The organism is Paenibacillus sp. ATY16, from assembly GCF_003399985.2.
Classification (GTDB): Bacteria; Bacillota; Bacilli; order Paenibacillales; family Paenibacillaceae; genus Pristimantibacillus; species Pristimantibacillus glycanilyticus.
The window spans coordinates 216,534-241,658 of the sequence record NZ_NMOK02000002.1; the positions used below are offsets into that span (position 1 = coordinate 216,534).

25 protein-coding genes are annotated in these 25,125 nt (G+C 51.2%); 22 read left to right on the forward strand and 3 right to left on the reverse strand.

All coding sequences use genetic code 11. The annotated features are described in order from the left end of the window. The 8 genes from CFI03_RS01810 to spo0A all read left to right on the forward strand — a co-directional run bounded on the left by CFI03_RS01810 (position 1) and on the right by spo0A (position 9,225). Positions 1–909 carry a polyprenyl synthetase family protein gene (locus tag CFI03_RS01810; RefSeq protein WP_127494347.1) on the forward strand — a complete coding sequence of 303 codons (909 nt, stop codon included), beginning with the start codon at positions 1–3 and terminating at the stop codon, positions 907–909. Between the two features lie 129 nt (positions 910–1,038). Further along, on the forward strand, positions 1,039–2,934 hold the full coding sequence (gene dxs / locus CFI03_RS01815) for a 1-deoxy-D-xylulose-5-phosphate synthase (RefSeq protein ID WP_201003646.1): 1,896 nt from the start codon (positions 1,039–1,041) through the stop codon (positions 2,932–2,934). 12 nt (positions 2,935–2,946) lie between these two features. Next, positions 2,947–3,783, forward strand: a complete 837-nt coding sequence (locus CFI03_RS01820) for a TlyA family RNA methyltransferase (RefSeq protein ID WP_201003644.1) — start codon at positions 2,947–2,949, stop codon at positions 3,781–3,783. A gap of 248 nt (positions 3,784–4,031) precedes the next feature. Further along, positions 4,032–4,490, forward strand: a complete 459-nt coding sequence (locus CFI03_RS01825; protein WP_127494340.1) for a hypothetical protein — start codon at positions 4,032–4,034, stop codon at positions 4,488–4,490. A 20-nt stretch (positions 4,491–4,510) separates the two neighbouring features. Next, entirely contained in the window at positions 4,511–4,963 is a 453-nt protein-coding gene (gene ahrC / locus CFI03_RS01830) for a transcriptional regulator AhrC/ArgR (protein ID WP_127494338.1), read from the forward strand. Between the two features lie 22 nt (positions 4,964–4,985). Continuing rightward, entirely contained in the window at positions 4,986–6,695 is a 1,710-nt protein-coding gene (gene recN / locus CFI03_RS01835; protein WP_248756301.1) for a DNA repair protein RecN, read from the forward strand. A gap of 123 nt (positions 6,696–6,818) precedes the next feature. Continuing rightward, positions 6,819–8,144 (forward strand): SpoIVB peptidase, encoded by a 1,326-nt coding sequence (gene spoIVB / locus CFI03_RS01840; protein ID WP_248756403.1) that lies wholly within the window; start codon positions 6,819–6,821, stop codon positions 8,142–8,144. A gap of 262 nt (positions 8,145–8,406) precedes the next feature. Further along, positions 8,407–9,225, forward strand: coding sequence for a sporulation transcription factor Spo0A (gene spo0A / locus CFI03_RS01845; RefSeq protein ID WP_127494332.1), 819 nt, complete (start codon positions 8,407–8,409; stop codon positions 9,223–9,225). Between the two features lie 118 nt (positions 9,226–9,343). Here spo0A and CFI03_RS01850 read toward each other — a convergent pair whose 3' ends face one another. Continuing rightward, positions 9,344–9,637: a DUF2627 domain-containing protein gene (locus CFI03_RS01850; protein ID WP_201003640.1), complete on the reverse strand. Its 294-nt coding sequence runs from the start codon at positions 9,635–9,637 to the stop codon at positions 9,344–9,346. Between the two features lie 267 nt (positions 9,638–9,904). On the opposite strand from CFI03_RS01850, the gene lpdA reads away from it, so the two are divergent. From lpdA to CFI03_RS01880, 6 genes are all read left to right on the forward strand, one after another. Then, entirely contained in the window at positions 9,905–11,332 is a 1,428-nt protein-coding gene (gene lpdA, locus CFI03_RS01855; RefSeq protein WP_127494328.1) for a dihydrolipoyl dehydrogenase, read from the forward strand. Between the two features lie 95 nt (positions 11,333–11,427). Then, entirely contained in the window at positions 11,428–12,441 is a 1,014-nt protein-coding gene (locus CFI03_RS01860; RefSeq protein ID WP_248756302.1) for a thiamine pyrophosphate-dependent dehydrogenase E1 component subunit alpha, read from the forward strand. A gap of 1 nt (position 12,442) precedes the next feature. Further along, the gene (locus CFI03_RS01865; protein ID WP_248756303.1) at positions 12,443–13,426 is read left to right on the forward strand and encodes an alpha-ketoacid dehydrogenase subunit beta; all 984 of its coding nucleotides are present in this window, start codon (positions 12,443–12,445) and stop codon (positions 13,424–13,426) included. Positions 13,427–13,463: 37 nt separating this feature from the next. Further along, positions 13,464–14,774 carry a dihydrolipoamide acetyltransferase family protein gene (locus CFI03_RS01870; protein WP_248756304.1) on the forward strand — a complete coding sequence of 437 codons (1,311 nt, stop codon included), beginning with the start codon at positions 13,464–13,466 and terminating at the stop codon, positions 14,772–14,774. 20 nt (positions 14,775–14,794) lie between these two features. Then, complete coding sequence (lipB, locus tag CFI03_RS01875; RefSeq protein ID WP_201003632.1) at positions 14,795–15,514, forward strand: lipoyl(octanoyl) transferase LipB; 720 nt, start codon at positions 14,795–14,797, stop codon at positions 15,512–15,514. Positions 15,515–15,664: 150 nt separating this feature from the next. After that, on the forward strand, positions 15,665–16,792 hold the full coding sequence (locus tag CFI03_RS01880) for a M20/M25/M40 family metallo-hydrolase (RefSeq protein WP_248756305.1): 1,128 nt from the start codon (positions 15,665–15,667) through the stop codon (positions 16,790–16,792). A gap of 41 nt (positions 16,793–16,833) precedes the next feature. Here CFI03_RS01880 and mciZ read toward each other — a convergent pair whose 3' ends face one another. Next, on the reverse strand, positions 16,834–16,965 hold the full coding sequence (mciZ, locus tag CFI03_RS01885) for a Z-ring formation inhibitor MciZ (protein ID WP_248756306.1): 132 nt from the start codon (positions 16,963–16,965) through the stop codon (positions 16,834–16,836). A gap of 101 nt (positions 16,966–17,066) precedes the next feature. Between mciZ and CFI03_RS01890 the strand changes: the two genes are divergently transcribed. From CFI03_RS01890 to fur, 3 genes are all read left to right on the forward strand, one after another. Further along, a complete protein-coding gene (locus CFI03_RS01890; RefSeq protein WP_248756307.1) occupies positions 17,067–17,624 on the forward strand; it encodes an NUDIX domain-containing protein in 558 nt (185 codons plus the stop codon). Between the two features lie 87 nt (positions 17,625–17,711). Then, positions 17,712–18,356: a stage II sporulation protein M gene (gene spoIIM, locus CFI03_RS01895; protein WP_248756308.1), complete on the forward strand. Its 645-nt coding sequence runs from the start codon at positions 17,712–17,714 to the stop codon at positions 18,354–18,356. A gap of 92 nt (positions 18,357–18,448) precedes the next feature. Further along, complete coding sequence (fur, locus tag CFI03_RS01900) at positions 18,449–18,907, forward strand: ferric iron uptake transcriptional regulator (RefSeq protein WP_127494308.1); 459 nt, start codon at positions 18,449–18,451, stop codon at positions 18,905–18,907. A 57-nt stretch (positions 18,908–18,964) separates the two neighbouring features. Here the strand turns inward: fur and CFI03_RS01905 are convergent, their stop codons facing one another. Then, positions 18,965–20,104: a S8 family peptidase gene (locus tag CFI03_RS01905; protein WP_248756309.1), complete on the reverse strand. Its 1,140-nt coding sequence runs from the start codon at positions 20,102–20,104 to the stop codon at positions 18,965–18,967. Between the two features lie 221 nt (positions 20,105–20,325). Here CFI03_RS01905 and ald point away from each other — a divergent pair, with 221 nt between their 5' ends. The 5 genes from ald to CFI03_RS01930 all read left to right on the forward strand — a co-directional run bounded on the left by ald (position 20,326) and on the right by CFI03_RS01930 (position 25,023). Beyond that, entirely contained in the window at positions 20,326–21,468 is a 1,143-nt protein-coding gene (gene ald / locus CFI03_RS01910; RefSeq protein ID WP_127494303.1) for an alanine dehydrogenase, read from the forward strand. A gap of 97 nt (positions 21,469–21,565) precedes the next feature. Continuing rightward, positions 21,566–21,790: a YqzK family protein gene (locus tag CFI03_RS01915; protein ID WP_248756310.1), complete on the forward strand. Its 225-nt coding sequence runs from the start codon at positions 21,566–21,568 to the stop codon at positions 21,788–21,790. A gap of 141 nt (positions 21,791–21,931) precedes the next feature. Beyond that, positions 21,932–22,822, forward strand: a complete 891-nt coding sequence (xerD, locus tag CFI03_RS01920; protein ID WP_127494299.1) for a site-specific tyrosine recombinase XerD — start codon at positions 21,932–21,934, stop codon at positions 22,820–22,822. Between the two features lie 160 nt (positions 22,823–22,982). Then, a complete protein-coding gene (deoB, locus tag CFI03_RS01925) occupies positions 22,983–24,167 on the forward strand; it encodes a phosphopentomutase (RefSeq protein WP_248756311.1) in 1,185 nt (394 codons plus the stop codon). Between the two features lie 25 nt (positions 24,168–24,192). Further along, positions 24,193–25,023, forward strand: coding sequence for a purine-nucleoside phosphorylase (locus CFI03_RS01930; RefSeq protein WP_174806547.1), 831 nt, complete (start codon positions 24,193–24,195; stop codon positions 25,021–25,023). Positions 25,024–25,125: the final 102 nt, after the last annotated feature.

A 25,125-nucleotide genomic window follows, 5' to 3' on the forward strand; every position in this document is an offset into this window, starting at 1 on the left:
TTGATTACAGATATCAAGACCTACTTGCATGAATGTGCTGCGCTTGTTGAAAAGTCACTTCCCGAAGCGCTGCCTGCCGAATGGAATATTCCGCTGCAGCTCAGGGAATCCATGCTGTATTCCCTGCAGGCCGGAGGAAAACGATTGCGTCCTGCACTCGTTCTGGCTGCCGCGGAGGCCGTGCACGGCCAGGCAGCGGCTGCTCGCCATGCGCTTCCGGTTGCATGCGCAATTGAATATATTCACACGTATTCGTTGATCCATGACGACCTGCCGGCCATGGACAACGATGATTATCGCCGGGGGAAGTTGACGAATCACAAGGTGTTCGGAGAGGCGATGGCGATTCTGGCTGGAGACGCCCTGCTGACGCACGCGTTTCACCTTATTCCGAGAGTAGCGCGCCTTGGCGGGATCAGCGCCGAAGTAGCACTTGATATCGTGGAAGACCTTGCCATGCTTGCCGGTGCAAGAGGCATGGTTGGCGGTCAGGCGGCCGATATGCAGGGAGAGCAGGGAATCACTTCGATTGAGGAACTTGAATACATTCATCTTCACAAAACGAGCGATTTGATTGTTTTCTCGGTCACGGCGGGCGGCCGCATTGGGGGCGCAACGGCAGAGCAGCTTGAAGCGCTGCGCCATTACGGGCGCAATATCGGTCTTGCCTTCCAGATTCAAGACGACATTCTTGATCTGATTGGCGACGAGCAGAAGCTTGGCAAAAAAACAAACAGCGATGTTGAGCAGCAAAAGGTTACGTATCCTTATCTAATCGGGATCGAAGAGAGCAAAGCGCAAGTCAAACGGTTAACTCGCGAAGCGAAGGCTGCCATTCTCGAAGCACAGCTGGATGCGCCGGATAAATTGCTGCTCATTGCCGATTACCTTGTGCAACGAGACTATTGATTAGGATCGTGCAACTGGGTACATTGGGAAATGTTCTGCAATTGTGCTATAATGATTGAAATATTTTGACGTTTATTGTGGAATGGGATCATGCTCGAAATGTCGTATTCCAGAAAGCGAGGAAGTAACGTGCTGCTTGATCAAATTAACGGACCTCAAGACCTGAAAGATTTATCAGTGGGAGAGCTGGAACGGTTAGCCGAGGAAATTCGCCAGTTTCTTATTGAGAAGCTTTCCGTTACAGGTGGTCATCTCGCACCTAACCTGGGGGTTGTGGAGCTGACTCTCGTCCTCCATTATCTGTTTGACAGTCCGAAGGATAAGTTTCTATTTGACGTAGGACATCAATCGTATGTTCACAAAGTTTTGACCGGGCGTAAAGACCGGTTTGATACATTGCGTAAATATAAAGGGCTGTGCGGCTTTGTCAAACGCGCCGAAAGCGAGCATGACGTTTGGGAAGCCGGCCACAGCAGCACTTCTCTGTCGGCCGCGATGGGCATGGCTCTGGCCCGTGATCTGAAAGGCGAGAATAACCGGGTTGTTGCCGTCATCGGCGATGGCGCCCTGACAGGCGGCATGGCGCTTGAAGCGTTGAACCATATCGGGGACGAGAAGAGAAAACTGATTGTCGTTCTGAATGACAACGAAATGTCGATTGCTCCAAACGTTGGTGCCATGCATCATTATTTGAGCAAGATCCGTACCGACCGCCATTACCAGAAGGCGAAGGATGAGCTTCAGCATCTGCTGAACAAAATTCCGGCCATCGGCGGCAAGCTGGCCAAGACGGCCGAGCGTTTCAAGGACAGCTTGAAATATTTGCTGGTCAGCGGCATTTTGTTTGAACAGTTCGGCTTTACGTATCTTGGACCGGTAGACGGCCATGACATGGAGCAGATGCTTGAACTCTTCAAGCAAGCGGATTCCATCCCCGGGCCGGTTCTCGTGCACGTTATTACGGTGAAGGGAAAAGGCTATTCTCCTGCCGAGGTAGATTCCTTCAAGTGGCATGGCATTTCACCGTACAAGATTGAATCGGGCCAAGTGGTAAAGGCGGTTGGTCCGCCGATGTACACGGAAGTATTCGGCAACGCCCTTATTGAGCTGGCCGAGAAGGATAAGCGGATTGTTGCGGTAACTCCGGCAATGCCGGGCGGTTCCGGCTTGCTCCCGTTCGCTGAACGATTCCCGAACCGCATGATCGACGTTGGCATTGCCGAGCAGCATGCCGCAACGATGTCGGCAGCACTCGCCATGGAAGGCATGAAGCCGGTCTACGCCGTGTATTCGACCTTCCTGCAGCGTGCCTATGACCAGGTTGTGCATGATATTTGCCGTCAGAACGCCAACGTGGTATTCGCGATAGACCGGGCGGGCTTTGTTGGTCCTGACGGAGAGACGCATCAAGGCGTGTACGATATTGCGTTCCTTCGCCATGTGCCTAACCTTGTCATTATGATGCCAAAGGACGAGAATGAGCTTCGCCGCATGATGAAGACGGCAATCGACTACAATGAAGGGCCGATTGCGGTCCGTTATCCGCGCATTAACGGCCTCGGCGTGAAGATGGACGAAGTGATGCGTCCGCTTCCAATCGGGAAGTGGGAGACGCTTCGCGAAGGCGATTCCGCCGTTATCCTGGCGATGGGGCCAATGATTCAGGTAGCAGAAGAAGCTGCGGATCTTTTGAAGAGAGACGGCCTCAATGTTCAAATCGTTAATGCCAGATTCATTAAACCGCTTGATGAAGAGATGCTGCTGTCGTTTGCAGCGGAAGGCAAGCATATTCTCGTCATCGAAGAAAGCTCCGAGCTTGGCGGGTTCGGCAGTTCGGTAATGGAGTTTTACTCCCTCCGCGGAATTTATGGCATGCCGGTCCGCATTATGGGCGTTCCGGATATTTTCGTGGAGCACGGTTCCATTAAGGAGCAGCGCGTGGAAGTTGGTTTAACGGGAGAACGGGCGGCGATGGAGATCAAAAACCTGCTGCCAAGCCTTCAGAAACGCGCAACCGGACAGTAACGAAGGAGAATCATGACGACAACACCTAAGGAAAGAATAGATGTATTGCTTGTGGAACGCGGGTTCTACGAGAGCAGGGAAAAAGCGAAGGCGGCCGTCATGGCCGGTCTGGTGCTGGTGAATAACGAGCCGGTAGACAAAGGCGGCATGAAGGTCCCGCGGGAAGCCGAGATCAAAGTGAAAGGCGCTGTCCACCCTTACGTCAGCCGAGGCGGGCTTAAGCTGGAAAAAGCGATCCGGTCCTTCGATATCGACTTAACCGGGAGGGTAATGCTGGACATCGGCGCTTCAACCGGAGGTTTTACCGATTGTGCCTTGCAGCATGGCGCTTCGTTTGTATATGCCATCGATGTTGGCTATAACCAGCTGGATTGGTCGCTCAGACAGGATGAACGGGTCCGCGTAATGGAGCGTACCAACTTCCGGTATACGCAGCCGGCCGATCTGGACGGTCCGCCGCCTACTTTTGCCTCGATTGACGTATCCTTTATATCGCTCAAGCTGATTTTGCCGGCACTCAGCGGTCTGCTGAGCGTAGGCTCCGGAATTGTCGCCCTTATTAAGCCGCAATTCGAGGCAGGGCGGGAGAAGGTTGGCAAATCGGGCGTTGTCCGGGAGCCAAGCGTTCATAAGGAAGTGCTCGAGACGGTTCTGAAGGCTGCGTCAGAGCTTGGCTACAAGCTGCAAGACCTGACGTTCTCACCGATTACGGGCGGGGAGGGCAATATCGAGTTTCTCGCCTACTGGACGTGGGAGAATGAGCCGAACGGGCCAATCCCTGACGAAGAAGGCATCAAGGACGTTGTCCGTCAAGCCGGCGAGACCTTCACCGTAAAACAGAAACATTAACCGTAGCAGCCGTGTTTTGCGCAGTTAGCGTAATCGCGCGTATTGGAGCAACACGTATTATAAGGGAATGCTTCGACCGTTTTGAAAGCGGCCAGCGTTCCCTTTTGTTTTTCCTCTTTACAAACATGTGTTCGATTTGCTAAACTGAGAGCAACCAAACATGCGTTCGTCCATTTGTTTTTAAGAGGAAAATGCTCCCTACATCACGAACCAATTAAGATAGGTTCTAATGGGATGGAGGGCTGCTTATGGAAATGTACGGTGACTGGTTTATTATGCTGGTCGCTGGCGCGTTTTTGTTATTCTGGGCGTACCGGGGATTCTATCGCTGGCTTCATCAGCCTGCGAGCGTCAATCGATTGACGCTTGGCAAAGGCGGTGAACTTGCTAAAGATGACGAGAACATTCAGTTCCTGAAACGTTCGGGATATGGAGTTGTTTCCGGTAAGCACAGGGTTCCGATCGGAATCGAATTGGACGGACAATCACTTAACAGCCGATTGTACATTGATTATATTGCCGAGCAAGATGGCAAAATGTATATTGTAAAAACTGCCCGAGAACGTATGCCGATGGATTGGACAGGCAGCGGTGTTCGAGACCGCCTGCTTGTATATTCCCTCCTGTTGCCCGAGTGTGCGGGAGTTTTGTTTGTAGACGTGAAAGAGCAGATCATTCGGCGAATTATTTTTGACATAAGCGATTAGCTAGTTTGGGGAGGAAAGTTATGAAGGGCATCAGACAGTACAAAATCAAGGAATTAATTACGAAGAGTACAATCGAAACGCAAGAGGAACTGGTGGACGCCCTTAGGGATGCGGGACTTCAGGTAACTCAAGCTACCGTATCCAGAGATATGAAAGAGCTTATGCTCATTAAAGTACCCGCAGGCGATGGACGTTATAAATACTCGCTGCCACAGGATCAGCAGCGTCAGAATCCCATCAATAAGCTGAAGCGGGCGCTTATCGATCATTTTACCCATATCGACTTTACCGAGAATCTGGTGGTCATGAAATGCTTGCCAGGCACAGCCAATGCGATTGGCGCGCTGATCGACAACATGGAATGGCCGGAGGTCATGGGGACGATATGCGGCGATGATACGATCCTTATCATTTGCAGAACGAAGGAGAAGAGCGGCGAGCTTGTCGAGAAGCTGCTCGACCTTCTGAATTAAACATTGTTGGAGGTCATTGGCCATGCTGCGCGAGCTATCCATTCGGAATTTAGCCGTTATTGAGGAAGTAAACGTTTCGTTTCATCATGGATTTCATGTATTAACAGGCGAGACAGGTGCGGGGAAATCCATTCTTATTGACGCACTTAGCTTAATTGTTGGTGGACGGGGCTCCGCAGATATGGTCAGGTATGGCTGTGATAAAGCCGAGATGGAGGCAATGTTCGATTTGCCGTCCCAGCATCCGGTATGGGCAGTAATGGAGCGGCTTGGCGTACAGGCGTCGAGAGAAGAGATGCTTGTTATAAGACGCGAGCTGACTTCTCATGGCAAGAGCAGCAGCCGTGTAAACGGGCAGCTTGTCACGATGACGATGCTGAGGGAGATCGGCGAATGCCTTGTTAATATCCATGGTCAGCATGAGCATCAATCGCTCTTGCGGACCGAGCAGCATCTTGAATGGCTGGACTTGTTTGCTGGCGATTTGCTCATTGAGCGGAAGACTGCTTATCGTGCCGTGTATCAGCAGCTTCAGCAAGCGCGTGCATCCCTTCGCGAGCTGGAAGAGACAACCCGCCATAATGTTCAGATGCTGGATTTGTACCGCTACCAGATCGAAGAGATCTCAAATGCCAACCTGAAAGACGGCGAAGATGAGCAGTTGATGGAGGAGCGCCGCAAGCTGCAATACGCAGGCAAACGGATGGATTCCGTATCCGAAGCTTACGCCTTGCTGTACAACGGCAAAGGCCTTGACGCAATCAGTAAAGCCATCAGCAAGCTGACCGATATCCAGACTTATGATCCTGCGGTTCTTACGCCTATGCTGGAACAGCTTCAGTCTGCTTTTTATCAAGCGGAAGACGCGGTTTTCCAGCTTCGCGATTACAGGGACAGCATTGATTCCGATCCGGAGCAGCTGTCCATTATTGAAGACAGGCTGGATTTGATCAACGGACTGAAACGCAAATACGGAGAGTCTATCCCGGATATTCTTCAATATTTGGAGCGCATTACGGAAGAGCGTGACAAAATCGAGAACCGCGACGAGTATCTGGAAAAGCTGCGAAAAGATGAATTACGACTGTATTTGCAGGCACATGAATTGGCACAGGAGTTGTCCGAGCTTCGATCCCATGCATCTGAACGTCTCGCAGCCGCAATCGAGCTTGAGCTTAAGCAGCTTCAGATGGGCAATACGATCTTCCGGGTTCAGCTCGACCACTCGACAGCTTCTGAAACGTCGGAGATGGCAGTCCTTAACGCTAACGGCATCGATGAAGCCATCTTTATGTTGTCGACGAATCCAGGCGAGCCGCTTAAACCGCTTAATAAAATTGCTTCCGGCGGCGAGATGTCCCGAATCATGCTTGCGCTTAAGGCAATTTTTGCCGAGATCGACCAAGTGCCTGTTCTGGTCTTTGATGAAGTGGATACCGGCGTAAGCGGCAGAGCGGCGCAAGCCATTGCGGAGAAAATGTCGCAGCTGTCTGCAAAATGCCAGATCTTCTCCATTACGCATCTGCCTCAGGTTGCTTGCATGGCGGATCACCATTACGAAATTAAGAAGCATATTATTGAACAACGCACTTCCACAAATGTCACGAAGCTGGTGGAGCACTCGCGTATTGAAGAGCTTGCCCGCATGCTGGGCGGCGTTGAAGTAACGGAAAAAACACGTCATCATGCTCAAGAAATGCTTGTTTTGGCGGATCGGCAGAAGGGAGCCTAAAGGAAGGTATTCAGGGAATGTTTTTGTGGTCATAAAACAAACAGTGCAGGGTAACTTAAAGGTACGCCAATGGCGAAACGACCTTTCTCGTCATGCGATGGAATAACAGGGAGCGTGAAATCATTGAACTCCAGCCCAAGGAAGAAATGGTTTGGCCTAGTTCTCGTTATCTGCGTCTGCATGATCGGACTCTCCGCGCCGTTTCAACATTTTGCCGCATTCCCGAATGAACTTCGTTTATTCTCCGGCCAACTGAAACGATTACAATATGGAGTTCCCGTACATGCAGAAGTTACCGTGGATCCACGAATGCTTCAAATCAATGGCTCAACCCGTCAGTCATTATCAGTCAATTTGAATGACCCCATTTCGTTACAGCCGCATCAAAGCGGACAGACGAGCATGAAAGTGAAATTATTTGGTAAAATTCCGTTCAAGACCGTTAAAGTGAATGTCGTGCCTGATTTAAGGGTCATCCCAGGTGGTCAGACAATTGGCGTGAAAGTGAAATCCGCCGGTATTCTCGTTGTTGGCCATCATCAGGTTCGCGCGAGTAACGGAACAAAGGAGTCGCCTGGCGAAAAAGCAGGTCTCCGTTTAGGCGATCTTATTATTAGGATCGATGGGCACAATATTAATGAAGTCAGCAAGGTGGCCAATCTGGTGGAGCAAGCAGGCAAGGAGCAGCGTCCGCTTGCAATTACTTACAAACGTAATGGTGCCATCGGAGAAACGAGGCTTTATCCGGTCCGTGATGCGGAAGAGCGCAATTGGAAGCTTGGTCTTTATATTCGCGATTCAGCGGCCGGTGTCGGTACATTAACGTTTTATGCTCCTGATCAAGGTGTCTACGGTGCTCTTGGCCATGTCATTACCGATATGGATACCCAGACGCCGATCGAAGTTGGCGAAGGGCAGATCCTGCAGTCCAGCGTGACGTCCATTAACAAGAGCCAAACGGGAGAGCCGGGTGAGAAACGTGCCCATTTTGTCAAAGAAGGCAAGATTTTAGGCAATATCGAACGAAACACGCCATTCGGTATTTTTGGCAAAATGAACGAAAACCCGAACCATAGCTTTAGCGATAAAACGATTCCTGTGACGTTCGCCGAAGATGTTAAAGAAGGTCCGGCTCAAATTTTGACTGTTGTTAACGGACAAAAGGTCGAGCGGTTTGATATTGAGATCGCTCATGTTACGAAACAGCCTGCGCCAGCAACCAAAGGTATGGTTATTAAAATTACCGATAAACGCCTTCTTGATAAAACGGGGGGGATAGTTCAAGGGATGTCGGGTTCTCCGATTATCCAGAACGGGAAGCTGGTTGGAGCCGTTACGCATGTCTTTGTCAACGATCCTGCTTCGGGTTACGGATGCTTTATTGAATGGATGCTGCAGGATGCAGGCATCTTGATGAGAGAGAAATCAACGCAAGGTACAGCTGCATAACCAATAAAATAACCGCTGATTGGGCTTGTTAAACCCTTCAGCGGTTTCTTCATGGAGACGTCTGGAATTGGTTGGATTTGTCGAAAATATACGAACGGCATCATAAATTGTAATAAATTATTTATTATAACGAAAAAGATTAAAAAATCAAAGGAAAAAAATTTTCGACAGAAGGAATTTAAACCGGCATGTCGAAAACTTTATCCAAGACAACTAGGGAAAGGTAATCGCGAGTGAATATCATTTAAGGGAGGACCAGACCTTGCACAAGATCGAAGTATTGCTGGCAGATGACAATCGTGAATTCACCAATTTATTATCCGAATACATATCGGATCAAAATGATATGAACGTAAGCGGAGTAGCTTATAACGGTGAAGAGGTATTGTCTTATTTCGAAGAAGGCAGAAAAGTACCTGATGTTCTAATCCTTGATATTATAATGCCTCATCTGGACGGCTTAGGCGTACTGGAACGCATTAAAGAATTAAATATTACGCCAATGCCCAAAATCATCATGCTCACTGCATTTGGTCAAGAGAACATCACCCAAAAAGCCGTTCAGCTTGGCGCATCTTATTACATTTTGAAACCGTTCGATATGGAAATACTCGCAAATCGGATTCGTCAATTGGTTGGCAATTCCACGTTTGCTTCCTCGGCATCGTTTAGCAGTTCTGCCGCAACAACAACGGTCAAATCAAATGTTGTGCCACTTGCCAAAGGCAAAAATCTCGACGCCAACATTACAAGCATTATTCACGAAATTGGTGTTCCTGCCCATATCAAAGGTTATCAATACCTGCGCGAAGCGATTACGATGGTGTACAATAACATCGAAATTCTGGGAGCCATTACAAAAACGTTGTATCCTGCCATTGCGGAAAAGTTTAAAACAACGCCATCCCGCGTTGAACGCGCCATCCGCCACGCTATTGAGGTAGCCTGGACGCGCGGCAATATCGACAGCATCTCGCACCTGTTCGGCTATACGATCAACATCAGTAAATCCAAGCCGACCAATTCCGAATTTATTGCGATGGTAGCTGATAAGCTCCGGATCGAACACAAAGTTAGCTAAAGAATAAAACCGCTATTTATTATTGGTTCTGCCCAATATGAAGGCGGTTTTTCTTTTCAGGGCAAAAAACAACACCCCGCCATACTCCAGGAGTAGCAGCGGGGTGTTCTATGTTCGTTTATGCTTGCGGTTTAGGCGGTCTTGGGCGTTTTGGACGGAATCTTGGGGCTACGTAATTGCGTTTGCGGTCGCGGAAGAAGATCCAGCCGCCGATAAACCCAACTCCAATGGCAAAGAGTACAAGTCCAAATAGAAAGCTTAGCCAAGCAAAGTCTGGCTTAATGGCATCGTTTCCAAAATCGGAGAAGTAATTAAAAAGGGCATTTTTCATCTTAAGAAAACCGATACAGGCGGCAATGCCGGGAATGACGAGCAGCAGTACGGCAACTAGACGGGCAGCAACTAATCTCATATGTATGACGATCTCCTTGTTCCGTTATTGAACATTCCTTCCTATGATACCTTTTTCTGCAGACAGTGTCTATTTCGGAAATTTAACGATGTAAATCGATTTGAAAAAAGGTACAATAGGACGAGTGGTAAAAGAGTTGTCACTAAACAGCTGTACATAATAGCTTACCTGCAACAATCTTAAAGCGAACGCTTTCGAAGTATGAATCATCACGATCACCGCAGTACGGCCATTGTGGTGATAAATCATTTCAGGAGGGAATACATAATGACAATCCAAGTGGATGTAGCTGTGCTTGGCGGCGGCCCCGGCGGATACACAGCAGCGATCAGAGCTGCTCAGCTGGGCAAAAGCGTAGCTATTGTGGAGCTCGATAAGTTGGGCGGCACTTGCTTACATAGAGGATGTATACCAAGCAAATCGCTGCTTCGCAGCGCGGAGGTTTACGCGACTTTGCTTGAAGCGGATAAATACGGAGTTTCGGTTACAGAGGGGGCTCTGTCACTGGATTTCAATAAAGTTCAGGACCGTAAAGAAAAGACGGTTGAACAATTGCATCGCGGCCTTAAAGGCTTGATGAAGAAGTATGATATTCAGATTATTAACGGCAAAGGCCGCATTATAGGTCCGTCTATTTTTTCGCCCCGCAGCGGTTCATTAGCCGTTGAACTGGCTGACGGAGAGATGGAATCGGTCGTTTCGACGAACCTGATTATCGCAACAGGCTCGCGCCCTCGTCATCTGCCGGGGCTAAAACCGGACGGCGTGCATATCTTGTCCAGCGACGATGCTCTTCAGCTTGATAAGCTTCCGGAATCGATGCTAATCGTTGGCGGCGGCGTTATCGGGGTGGAATGGGCTTCGATGCTGCAGGATTTTGGCGTTCAGGTAACCTTGGTGGAGGTTGGCGCAAGACTTCTTCCTGGCGAAGATGCGGAGGTGTCGGCAGAGCTGACAAGATTGCTTCGCCGCCGCGGAGTGCGGGTTCTCACGAATGTCCAGCTCAAAACCGAAGAGCTCTCGATAAACGGAGATGAAGTATCCATTACAGCAGAAACTTCCGAAGGCAATATTATGCTTACAGCAAGCAAGCTGCTCCTGTCTGTCGGCCGTCAGGCGAACATTGAAAACATCGGTCTCGAAAATACGGATATTCAAACCAAAAACGGCGTCATCTATGTCAACGAATTCGGTCAAACAACCGAGCCTCATATTTATGCGATTGGCGATGTCATTGGCGGCGTGCAGCTTGCGCATGCGGCATCCCATGAAGGCGTTGCTGCAGCCGAGCATATTGCGGGACATAAGAAAGAGTCGGTTGATCCCAATCTGATTCCGCGCTGCATCTATTCCCGCCCGGAAGTGGCTTCTTACGGTTTAACCGAAGACGGAGCCCGGACGAAAGGGCATGATATTAAGACCGGTAAAATTCCGTTCGCCGCAATTGGCAAAGCTCTCGTGCTCGGCGAAGCTGACGGATTCGTCAAAGTGATTGCAGACCGCAAGACCAATGACATTATTGGGGTTCATATGATCGGTCCGCATGCGACAGATTTGATCTCCGAGGCGTCGCTTGCCGGACTGCTTAATGCAACGCCTTGGGAAGTCGGTCAGCTTATTCACCCGCATCCAACCTTATCCGAAGCTCTTGGGGAAGCCATGCTTGCCATTGACGGCAAATCTCTTGCTCTCTAGCGAAGGATTTTCTTTTTAAGCCGAATGCGGTTATAATAGGTAATATCAAGTCTTAGTACCTGGTTTTAAAATCAGGTTAAAGGAGGCACAACCTCATGAGTCAATCAACCGAACAAACCTTTCGTCATAACGAATTAGGCTTAACTAACGAACAGGCTCTTGAAATGTACGCAATGATGGTGCTCGCCCGCAAATTCGACGAGCGCAATTTATTGCTGCAAAGAGCGGGTAAAATTAATTTCCACGTCTCCGGCATCGGCCAAGAGGTTGCGCAAGTGGCAGCTGCCTTCGCGCTTGACCGGGAGAATGATTATTTCCTGCCTTATTATCGCGATTATGGATTTGTCCTTGCCGTCGGAATGACGGTAAAAGAATTAATGCTGTCTGTTTTCGCGAAAGCGGAAGACCCGAACAGCGGAGGCCGTCAGATGCCTGGCCACTTCGGAAGCAAGCGCCTCCGGATCGTAACGGGCTCCAGCCCGGTTACGACGCAGGTTCCCCATGCGGTTGGCATTGCATTGGCCGCGAAAATGAAAAACAAACCGATCGTCAGCTTTGTAACCTTTGGGGAAGGCTCGAGCAACCAGGGCGATTTCCACGAAGGATGCAACTTTGCCGGAGTACATAAACTTCCGGTCATCCTCATGTGCGAGAATAACCAATACGCGATCTCGGTGCCGGTGAGCAAGCAGCTCGGCGGACGCGTAGCTGACCGTGCCCTTGGTTACGGCTTCCCGGGCTACCAGGTTGACGGAAATGACGCCCTCGAAGTATTCCGGGTAGTGAAGGAAGCGCGCGAACGCGCGATCGCCGGCGAAGGTCCGACGCTTATTGAAGCGATGATGTACCGCCTGTCCCCGCATTCTACTTCCGATAACGATCTTGCTTACCGCACGAAGGAAGAAGTTGACGAGAACCGCGCGAAGGACGGAATCCCTAAATATAAAAGTTATCTGGAAGAATGCGGCCTCTGGAGTGAAGAGCTTGAAGCTGAGCTTCAGGCGCGTACCCGCAAGATGATCGATGAAGCAACGGAATACGGCGACAACGCGCCATTCCCGGCGCCAGAATCCGTACTGTTGCACGTATACGCGGAGGAGGGACGCTAAGATGGCAAAAATGGATTATATCGACGCGATTCGGTTGGCAATGAAAGAAGAGATGGAGCGAGACGACGACGTATTCGTGCTAGGGGAAGACGTTGGCGTAAAGGGAGGCGTATTCACGACGACCAAAGGGCTGCTTGAGCAGTTCGGCGAGATGCGCGCTCTTGATACGCCTCTTGCCGAGTCCGCTATTGCAGGGGTTGCCATTGGTGCAGCCATGTACGGCATGAAGCCGATTGCGGAAATGCAATATTCGGACTTCATGTTCCCGGCAACTAACCAAATTATAAGCGAAGCGGCAAAAATCCGTTACCGCTCCAATAACGATTGGAGTTGTCCGGTTGTTATCCGCGCGCCAATCGGCGGCGGCATTTTCGGCGGCTTGTATCACTCGCAATGTCCGGAATCGGTATTTTTCGGCACGCCGGGCATCAAGATTGTAGCGCCTTACACGGCTTACGATGCAAAAGGTCTGTTAAAAGCGGCTGTCCGTGATCCCGATCCGGTTATCTTCTTCGAAAACAAAAAATGCTACAAGCTTATTAACGGCGACGTGCCGGAAGATGATTATATTGTTGAGATCGGGAAAGCCAACGTGCTGCGCGAAGGCGACGACATTACCGTTATCGGTTACAGCATGCCTCTCATATTTGTTGAGCAGGCTGCTGCAGAGCTTGCGCAAGAAGGCATCAGCACTCATATTCTTGACCTTAGAACGCTGCAGCCGCTTGACAAGGAAGCCATTCTTGCATCAGTCCGGAAGACGGGCAAAGTATTGATTATTCATGAAGACAACAAGACTGGCGGCGTAGGTGCGGAAGTATCGGCTATTATTGCGGAAGAGCTGCTGTATGAGCTGGATGCTCCAATCCAAAGACTTTGTGGCCCGGATGTGCCGGCAATGCCGATTAACCCGCCGGGCGAGAAGTTCTTCTTGCTCAACAAAGACAAAGTAAAAGAAGCAATGCGCAATTTGGCGCTATACTAAGCGACAAGTACGTGTCAGGTAGGGAGATGGATAATTAATGAAATCGGTGAAGGAGATCGTCATTCCTCAGTTGGCGGAATCGCTGGTCTCGGCGACTATTGATAAATGGCTGAAGCAGCCGGGTGACCGGATTGAGATGTATGAACCAATCTGTGAGCTTATCACGGATAAAGTAAGCGCGGAGCTGCCGTCCACGATTGCCGGCACGCTGGTTGAGATTCTGGTTGGCAATGGCGAGACCGTACCGGTCGGGACTCCGGTATGCCGTGTAGAGACGGAAGTTGCTTCATCCGCATCGGAAGCTGAGGGAGCATCGGAAGCAGCTAAAGCTGCCGTAACCGCGGAATCGGCGGATGAAGGCGACCAGTCGATGCGCAACCGCTTCTCGCCGGCTGTCCAGCAGCTTGCGGCTGAACATGGCGTCCGTCTGGCTGATGTGCCGGGAACGGGACTTGGCGGAAGAATTACGCGGAAGGATATTTTGGCTTACGTAGCTTCCGGTGCGGGACAAGCGCCTGCGTCTGCAGCGGCCAGGCCGGTGACGCCTCCGCCAAGCACAACCGTATCGGAGGTGCGTTCGTCCGGCCTGCATTTAACGGAGACGCCTCGCACGCCAACCGTACCTAGTCAAAGCGCCTCCATTTCGGGCCGTGGGGAAGACTTCATCGACGTATCGCCGATCCGGAGCGCAATCGCCCGCAATACGATGTTAAGCGTAAATGAAATTCCGCATGGCTGGATGATGATTGAAGTCGACGTTACCAATCTGGTTCAGCTTCGCAACAAGGTAAAGGATGAATTCATGAAGCGCGAAGGCATTAATCTGACGTATCTGGCCTTCGTCCTGAAGGCTGTCGTTAATGCTTTGAAGGATTTCCCGATCATGAACTCGATGTGGGCCGTCGATAAAATTATCGTTAAGCGGGATATCAATATCTCCCTTGCGGTAGGAACCGAAGAGTCCGTCGCGACACCGGTTATCAAAAATGCCGACCATAAGACGATTGCCGGCCTCGCGCGGGAAATCGATGATCTGGCACGCCGCGGACGCGAAGGCAAGCTGACGCTCAGCGATATGCAGGGCGGTACCTTTACCGTCAACAATACGGGTTCCTTTGGTTCTATCATTACGAATCCGATTATTAACTATCCGCAGGCAGCTATTCTGACCTTTGAATCGATCGTGAAACGCCCTGTCGTGATCAATGACATGATTGCGATCCGATCCATGGCGAATATGTGCTTGTCGCTTGACCACCGCGTACTGGACGGCGTTATTTGCGGCCGCTTCCTGCAGCGCGTGAAAGACAATCTTGAAAGCTTTAACGTCGATACGAAATTGTACTAGAAGAAACGGGGTAATCCAGCATGACTGACACGGCATCTAAACACGTGGAGCGGCATTTGGAAGCCCGATATATACCAATGATCGGTTATGCGGAAGCTTGGGAGATGCAGAAATCGATCGTGCGGCAGATCAGCCAGGAGGAGCGTCAGGAGACGCTTCTCCTTCTTCAGCATCCGCCTACATATACGCTGGGCACGGACCGTCATCACGAGCATTTGCTGCTAAGCGAGGACGAGCTGAACGAGCGCGGAATATCGGTCTTCGAAATCGACCGCGGCGGGGACATTACTTATCATGGGCCGGGACAATTAGTCGGTTATCCGATGCTGTTCCTGCCGATGGAGGGATTGGATCTGCATGCGTACCTGCGCAATGTAGAGCAGGCAATAATAAATTGGCTGGCCGAATATGGTATAGAAGCGGGGAGAAAGCCGGAATATACGGGAGTATGGGTCGGCAATGAGAAAATCGCCGCAATCGGAGTGAAATTCAATCGCGCCCGCGATCGCGGCGGTTTTGTAACAAGCCATGGCTTTGCCTTGAATATCGAGGCGGGAATAGGCAATGAAGGCTTCAGCGGCATTATTCCTTGCGGCATTCAGGAGTATGGGGTAACATCCTTCAACGACTTGTCCGGCGTTACCCTGTCCGTCGAAGAGGCAGCGCGGCAGCTGTTGCCGCATTTCTGCCGTGTATTCGGATTTTCGACTCCCGCCCTGCTAGAGCAGAGAGCTGAGTGAAGCAACAAGCGTCGTAATGACGAGGGCGGTAACAACAAGAATAGCAACTAGACGAATAAGCTTTTGCATTTTCAAGGGTAAAAACTCCTTTCTTTTAAAAAACAAGCTCCCGTCTATTGTAATCGAAAACAGAGAGCGGAGGAAATAGTTATGGTGAATCAGGAACGGATCGTCAGCGAGTTTATCGAACTCGTCAAGGTAGACAGCGAGACGAGATTCGAGCAGGAAATCAGCAAAGTGCTGAAAGCAAAGTTTTCGGAGCTGGGTCTTTCCATTGAGGAAGATGATGCGATGGAAAAAACGGGGCATGGCGCAAACAATTTGTTCGCTTATTTGGAAGGTGCCGGAGAAGCAGGCGCGCCTACGATTTTGTTCACGTCCCATATGGATACCGTAGCGCCTGGAAATGGCATTAAGCCGCAAATTGACAGTGACGGTTACATACGAAGCGATGGCACAACGATACTCGGCAGCGACGATAAAGCAGGTCTTGCCGCCATGCTTGAAGCGATCCGGGTGCTTAAGGAAAACAACATTCCTCATGGACCGATCCAATTTGTCATTACCGTCGGAGAGGAATCCGGACTTCTTGGCGCACGGAATATGGATGCCTCCAAGCTGAAAGCTTCGTTTGGTTATGCGATCGATTCCAACGGTTCGATTGGGGACATGGCCGTAGCAGCGCCTACCCAAGCGAAAGTCATCATGAAGCTGCATGGCAAGTCGGCGCATGCCGGCGTAAATCCGGAAGATGGCATCAGCGCGATTCAAGTAGCCGCAAAAGCAATCTCCCGCATGCCGCTTGGGCGCATCGACAAAGAGACAACGGCTAATATCGGCAGCTTTGAGGGCGGCGGCGCGACCAATGTCGTCTGCGATTTCGTGAAGCTGGTAGCGGAAGCGCGCAGTATCGTGCAGGAGAAGCTGGACCGTCAGGTGGACGCCATGCGCGAGGCGCTGGAGAGTGCGGCGGAGGAGTTTGGGGCAAAAGCGGAATTTGAAAGCCAATTAATTTACCCGGCTTATGTCCATGACGATCATTCGCCGGTTGTCCAACTGGCCAAATCGGCGGCAACGGCCATTGGACTTACGCCGCGCACGTTCCATTCCGGGGGCGGAAGCGACGCGAATATTTTCAATGGTCTCGGCGTGCCTACGGTCAATCTGGCCGTTGGTTACGAGCATATCCATACAACGAAGGAACAGATCAAGGTCGTTGACCTTGTGAAAATTACGGAGTTCGTGATCGAGATCATCAAACAAGCCGCTAAAGGTTAACAACGGTGAATAAACGGCTTGTCCAAGGCAGGATAAGCCGTTTATTTCATTTTTTGCGGGGTAAGCAGCTTTTGAAGCGGGATATCCAGTCGGGAAAGCTTGCGGAGCTGGCTTTGAATTTCCCAGGCTTTGCCGACGAGTCTCAGTTCATTATGCGTTAGATATTGTTTCATCCTTCACACGCTCCTTTGCGTATTTCGTATATGCAATGGATATGTAAGAAGGGGACAAGTTATTCCGTATTTCATCATTCGAAGAACAGGGGAGAATCAGGATGACTCAGAACAACGAGCTTTGGCGGGAAGAAACAATCAGCACGCAACCTATTTTCGAGGGGAAAATGATTACGCTTCAGGTGGACACCGTAGCGATGCCGGATGGCCGTACGGCTACGCGCGAGATTGTAAAGCATCCGGGTGCGGCTGCCGTTATGGCGCTGCTTGACGGCAAGCTGCTAGTTGTCGAACAGTTCCGCAAGCCGCTGGAGAAGTTCCAGATCGAAATTCCCGCAGGCAAGCTGGATGCCGGAGAAGATCCGATGGAAGCCGCGGCACGCGAGCTGGAAGAAGAGACCGGCTACAAGTCTGACAGCCTGAAGCTTGTCAGCGGCTTTTTCACCTCGCCCGGCTTTGCCGACGAGAAGCTGTACCTGTATTTCGCGGAAAATGTGACGGCGGGCACGCAGCATACGGATGAGGATGAGTATTTGCAGGTAGAAGCAATTACGCTGGAGCAAGCGGAGGCTTATATTGCGGAAGGCCGGATCAGCGACGCAAAGACGATACTGGCCGTGTATGCATGGAAGCTTTATCTGTTAACGGGTACGATCTAAAACTTGTCCCGACCGCTCTCTTGGACGTCATACGGTGAATAAAGGGAACATACACTTTATCATCAGGACAAGAAGGGAGAGTGTTCCATGCGTTCGCCAGCTTTTCAAGACGCGGTAAAAAACCAGCTGACCTTGTATGTATTCGTCGCCGTACTGTTTGTTGTAGGAGCCATATTCGGCGGGCTGATGGTCAACGCTTTGACACTGGAGCAGCAGCAGGATTTGGCGGCGGATGTGAATCAATATATCAGGCTGGTGAATGACGGCGTAACGCCCGATGCGGCGCAGTCGTTCTGGGACAGCTTTATCTTTCATGGCAAATGGCTGTTTTTGTTATGGTTTCTTGGCATATCGGTAGTGGGGATTCCGTTCGTGCTGGCGCTGGATTTTCTGAAAGGGGCGTTGGTCGGCTTTGCGGTAGGGTCCTTAATTTCCCAGCATGCCTGGAAAGGCGTGTTGTTCTCGCTCGCCTCCGTCGCTCCGCCGAATCTGATCGTAGTGCCGGCCATTATGATAACGAGCGTTGCGGCCATTACCTTTTCGACCTATGTCATCAAAAATCGCCTGCTCCAGCAAAAAGGAGCTTTGGCTCCTCAAGTCGCGGCGTTTACGTCTACGGCACTGCTTATGCTGCTGCTTTTGGCCGGAGCGTCTTTGCTGGAAGCGTATCTTTCGCCTTACTTCATGCAGTGGGCGGCTCCTTTACTGACAGGGGCTGCAACGGCCGTCTAACGGCAAAATGTTTGACTTTAGGAATGGTTAACCCCTATAATGAAAGCAAACGTTTCCTGATGTTGGCGCAGACATGTGGTAGGGGGGAAATCATGGAAGCCCGGATTGAGAAGATAAAACAACAGTTGCAGTCGCAGGGCTACAAATTAACCCCGCAGCGTGAAGCAACCGTTCGCGTATTGCTTGAGAATGAAGAGGATCACTTAAGCGCCGAGGATGTATTCATGCTCGTAAAGGACAAGGCCCCGGAAATCGGACTCGCTACGGTATACCGTACGCTCGAATTGCTGAGCGAAATGCATGTAGTCGAGAAACTTAACTTTGGTGACGGCGTTGCCCGCTATGACCTTCGTACGGATAGCAGCAAGCACCATCATCATCATCTGATTTGCGTACAGTGCGGCGCAATGGACGAGATCAAGGAAGATTGGCTTCTTCCATTGGAGGAACGGCTGGAGCAGGAATACGGCTTTACCGTTATCGACCATCGTCTCGACTTCCAAGGCGTATGTCACCGTTGCAACGCGAATAATGACAAAACAAATGAATAAACGGCTTTGCTGCCCAGCGTAACTGGACGGCAAAGCCGTTTTGGCGTTTTTTGGGCGTTATATGCGATCCAGCTGCAGGAGGCCGGCTCCTTGTTTGTTCTCGCTCTCGGACGGAAGCGGGTGCGCCCAGCTCTTAAGCTGCTCCGTTACCTGGGTTGGGCTAAGTCCCGACTGCTTGGATAACAGGAGGGCAACGCCGCCGGCTGCATGCGGGGAGGACATACTGGTGCCGGACAGCGACATGTATCCGCCATTCAGCCATGTGGACTTTATTTGCTCGCCCGGTGCGGCAAGGTCAATGCCGGAACCACGGCTGCTAAAGCCGGTTATTTTATCCGACAGGTCGGTAGCGGCGATGGCCATTACTTCCGGAAATGAAGCAGGGGCGTCAATCATGCCGTTATCTTCCGTGCCGGAGTTGCCGGCAGAAGCCACAATGACGATTCCTTGATTATAGGCTTTCGTAATAACGTCCCGCAGCGCTCGGCTTACGGAAGTTCCTACAAGGCCAAAACTCATATTGATGACATCCATCTTGTTGCGGATGCACCAGTCAACGCCGGAAATGATGCTGGATACGTATCCGCCGCCGCGGCTGTCCAGCGCCTTAATGGCATAAAGCTCGACATCGGGGGCTACCCCTTTAATCCCGTCCAAGCCTTGGGCTGCGGTGATTCCCGCGACATGAGTGCCGTGACCGTTATCGTCCGCGTAGCTGCCGCCTCGAATCGTGTTGACTCCTCCCGCGATCCGCAGGTTGGGATGCGCTGCAATTCCCGTATCGATAATCGCGACCTTTATCTTTCCGCCGGTAACCCGCGGCCAGGCTTCATGGGCTTTGACGCGGCATATATTCCATGTCAGCTCGGGCGGGCATGCCGACATTGCATGGACCTTTTTGCTTCTCGCCGATACCTTATGCTTCCTGAAAAGATGAACCCGGATCCGGACATCGCTCTCGACCCTTTTTACTTCCGGGTGCCTCGCAATGGGTCTCCAAGGACGGCGCTTGTCGAAATGGCAGCCGATCGTTCGGAGTGCCGGCATTCGTTTGTAAGGCTTTAAGCCTTTGATACGCAGCTTTCTGAGATATTTTTTATATGATGGACCCGTTTTGAAAGTAATTAATTTACGAAAAGTATTTCTGGATGGGACACGCTTTGAACTAGTGAACAGCAGCTTTTCCAGCTTTGGCATATACATTCTCCTATTCGTTCTATATAAAGATCGTCAAAGCCAATGAAAATGTGCTTGTTCAGTGTATGGAGAGCCAGCCGCGTTCGTTATGGACACCTGTACGGAATAAAAGCACATATTTTTTGATCGGGCTGGAAAAGGTACGCTTATGGGCTAACATTTGTCCCTAAAGCTACATACAACATAGTAGATAGCGCGCCACATTCCAGGAGGGGAAGCTAATGATTATCGGCGTTCCGAAGGAAATTAAATCGAGCGAGTACCGTGTTGCGCTTACCCCGGCGGGCGTAACCATGCTGAAGGCGGCAGGCCATAAGGTGATTGTGGAGACGAAAGCCGGCGAAGGAAGCGGATTTGAGGATCGGGATTACGAGGCGGAAGGTGCGGAGATTCGAGGGAACGCATCGGAGGTGTGGACAGAAGCGGATATGATCATGAAGGTCAAGGAGCCGCTTAAGGAAGAATACGCCTATTTTCGCGAAGGACTGATCTTGTTTACGTATTTGCATCTTGCCGCGGCACCCGAGCTTACGCGAGCTTTGATGGACAGCGGAGTAACGGGGATTGCTTACGAGACGATTCAGCTTGCAAACGGAAGCCTGCCCTTGCTAACGCCGATGAGCGAAGTGGCGGGACGCATGTCCGTACAGGTGGGTTCGCAGTTTCTTGAAGCTTTTAACGGCGGCAGGGGAGTGTTGCTTGGAGGCGTTCCCGGAGTGCCGCCCGCTGAGGTCGTTATTATTGGCGGCGGAATTGTAGGAACCAACGCAGCGAAAATAGCATTAGGCATGGGCGCTAACGTTGTTATTTTGGAAAAAAGCACAGACCGCATGAGATACCTGGATGATGTGTTTGGAGGGCGGCTTCGGACGGTGATGTCGAGTCCCTATAATATTGCGGAAGCTGTAGGAAAAGCGGATCTACTGATTGGAGCGGTCTTGATACCGGGAGCAAAAGCGCCGCATCTGGTAACGGAAACGATGGTGCAATCCATGAAAAAAGGCTCGGTTATTGTCGATGTCGCGGTTGACCAGGGCGGGTCGATTGCAACCGTTGACCGTCCAACCACGCACAAGGATCCCATCTATATCAAACATGGCGTGATCCATTATGCGGTCGCCAACATTCCGGGCGCCGTTCCGCGTACGTCCACCTTTGCTTTAACGAATGTTACGATGCCGTATGCGCTTGATCTTGCAAGCCGGGGATGGGAGGCGATTAGAAGCAGCGTGCCGCTGCAGAAAGGCGTCAACACTCACAGGGGCACTGTCACCTATGAGCCTGTCGCTGAGGCTTCGGGACTCCCCTACACCTCCCTGCAGCGCTGGCTGGACAGCATCGCTTTCGACAATCTGGAGCCTTAACTTCAGGCGATTCCAGGCGTAATTAAAGGTATAACCGCAATGCCTCCTTCATAGATTGTTACGGATGGACAACCGTAAAATTAAAGGAGGAAGGCAGATGGTCCTCTCCCTGCGCAGATGGTTAAGCCGTATCCTGTTTGTTGTGATATTCACCTTATTGCTTTTGATCGTGACGGGCAGCTATCGCTGGCTGGTTGACGCGATTGCGCCCGTCCACCCTTATAGAGAACCCAAAGGCGCTGCATTGAAGGTTTTCCAGGCTGATGCGGAAAAGGGCAGCATGGCGAATCGGCTAAGATGGTTTTATTGGTATGGGGAATGATATAACCTGTTATAAAATAAAGTGAAAAAGCAGGATTTGAACGGCCGGTTGTGGAATAGTTGGTTAGCAGGATAACTTGCCCGCAGACAAGGTCCATAGTCCTATGGCCTTGATCATCCTTCTTGAACGAAAGGAACCGGCATGAAAGCTCAAGTAGAATCCTTTATACAATATTTAATGAACGAGCGCGCCTTATCCAGCAGTACGCTGGAGTCTTACGGACGTGATTTGCAAGGCTTGCTCGACTATCTGGAACAGCAATCGATTGCGAATGTGGCCGACGTGGGGCGTCACCATTTGTCGCATTATTTACTGCGTCTGAAAGAGAGCGGACGCAAGACTTCGACGGTATCGCGGCATATCGCGTCCATACGCGCCTTTTTTCATTATTTGGCGGTAAATGGGTATATTCAGCTGAATCCCGCCATCTACATAGAGTCCCCCAAGCAGGAAAAGAAAGAACCAAGCGTGCTGTCGATGGAGAACGCCGGCCAGCTGCTTGAAACGCCTCAGCCGGTTACGGCTGCCGGGAAGCGGGACAAAGCAATGCTGGAACTCCTGTATGCCACCGGGATACGGGTGTCCGAGCTGATCTCGCTTAATGTGGACAGCGTGAATGCGCAATTAAATATCATTCGATGCGTAGGCAGCGGCATGAAAGAACGGATTATACCGTTTGGGCGAATGGCGGCAGCTGCCCTTGACGATTATTTGTCGAATGGCAGAGCGGAGCTGCTCCGGCAATCGGAGGACGAGCCCGCTTTGTTTCTCAATCAGCTTGGCACCCGGATGACGAGGCAGGGCTTCTGGAAGATGGTTAAGAAATACGCGAAGGAAGCGGGAATCTCCGATGAGATTACACCGCATACTCTCCGGCATTCGTTTGCGGCGCATCTGCTGGAGAACGGGGCTGATCTTCGGGCGGTTCAGGAGCTGCTTGGCCATGCGGACATTTCGACCACCCAGCGTTATACGAAGGTCTCCAAGGTAAAAATGAAGGACATATATTCAAATGCCCATCCCCGGGCTTGATTGCAAGAATGGCAACAAAAAATCGTGTTGCCATTCTTTAGGTTTACGCTTACGAAGCAAGAATGGCAACGAGAAGCGTGTTGCCATTCTTTAGGCTTACGCTTACGAAGCAAGAATGGCAACAAAAAATCGTGTTGCCATTCTTTTTAGGAGGATACCCATGAAATTTGATCGTATTGCAGTAATCGTATTAGACAGCGTCGGCATCGGCGAATTGCCGGATGCGCCGTCCTTCGGAGACAGCGGTTCCCATACCCTTGGCCATATTATCGAACGCGTGCCTTCCATTCAACTTCCGAACCTGCGCCGCTGGGGACTTGACCGGATCGCCGATCTGGCGGACTGGAGGCCGGAAGGCGAAGCAGCCGCTTATTACGGCAAAATGGCTGAAGTCTCGGTTGGCAAAGACACGATGACCGGTCATTGGGAGCTGATGGGGCTTAACATTACCGTACCGTTCCAGACGTTCCCGGAAGGCTTTCCGGCTGAACTGATTCAGGCTTTTGAGGAGCGTACCGGCCGCAAGGTAATCGGCAACAAGCCGGCCAGCGGCACCGAGATTCTGGATGAGTTAGGCGCGGAGCAGATGCAGACAGGGGCCTGGATTGTTTATACGTCCGCCGACAGCGTGTTCCAGATTGCGGCTCACGAGGACGTTATACCGCTCGAGGAGCTGTACCGCGGCTGCGAGATTGCCCGTGAATTAACGATGGACGAGCGGTTTGCCGTTGGACGGGTTATCGCTAGGCCGTATGTCGGATCACCCGGCGCTTTCAAGCGGACGCCGAACCGTCACGATTATGCGGTAAAACCGCCCGAAGCTACCGTCCTGAACCTGCTGAAGGACAACGGGCTCGATACCATCGCCATCGGCAAGATTAACGATATCTTTGACGGCGAAGGGATTACGGCGACAACGTCGACCAAAAGCAACGCCGACGGGATTGCCCGTACGGTTGAAGCATTGAAAAAACCGTTCAAAGGTTTGCTGTTCACCAATCTTGTCGATTTCGATTCCCTGTACGGACACCGGCGCGATCCGGAAGGTTACGCGAGAGCCCTGGAGGAGTTTGACCGTGCGGTACCGGAGCTCGAAAGCACGCTTGGGGAACGAGACCTTCTAATCGTAACGGCCGATCACGGCAATGATCCAACCCATCCGGGAACCGACCATACGCGAGAATACGTACCGATTCTGTTGTACAGCCCGGCATTTGCAAATCCGGAGCGCCTGGACGCAAGAGCAACCTTCTCGGATCTCGGCGCTACAATCGCCGAAAATTTCGGCGTTCCGACGCCGCCAAACGGCGCAAGCTTTTTAAGCTTGCTGAAGACCAAAGAGTAATAAGAATGAATAGGAGGAACTAACGATGAGTTCAACTACAATGACAGCAGCGCAGATTAAGGAGGCTGCTTCTTTTATCGCCGGCAAAGTACAGGTGAAGCCGGAGATTGGCCTGATTATGGGCTCCGGCCTTGGCGTGCTTGGCGATCATATCGAAAACCCGGTTACGATCGACTATAGCGAGATTCCGCATTTCCCGGTTTCGACGGTTGAAGGCCATGCGGGGGAACTGGTAGTCGGAACCCTGTCCGGCAGAGCCGTCGTGCTTATGCGCGGCAGATTCCATATGTACGAAGGATACGGACCTGAGCTGACGGCATTTCCTGTTCGCGTCATGAAGGCGCTTGGCGTGTCGTCCTTGCTGGTAACAAATGCGGCAGGCGGCGTGAATCTCGATTATGAGGCCGGTAACCTGATGTTGATCTCCGACCATCTGAACATGACGGGAAAAAACCCGCTGATCGGTCCTAATGACAATGAGCTAGGCGTAAGATTCCCGGACATGTCCGAAGCCTACAGCAAGCGTCTGCGCGCGATTGCCCGCGAAACGGCGGCTAAACAAGGCCTTAAGCTGCAAGAAGGCGTTTATGCAGGGCTGCTTGGACCAACGTACGAGACGCCTGCCGAAATTCGCATGCTGCGCGTATTGGGTGCGGATGCTGTCGGCATGTCGACTGTTGCGGAAGTCATTGCTGCCCGCCATTCCGGCATTGAGGTTCTCGGTATTTCCTGCATCAGCAATATGGCGGCAGGGGTGTTAGACCAGCCATTGTCGCATGACGAGGTTATAGAAACGACGGAACGCGTAAAAGCTGAATTTTTGGCGCTTGTGAAGGAAGTTATCCGACTTTTTTAGTAGATCTTTGTAATAAAAATGTAACATTCGGCTCGACGGAATATGACAGTATTTGATGGCGTGGTCGTCGTATAATGTCCATGATTATGCGATGATGGAGTG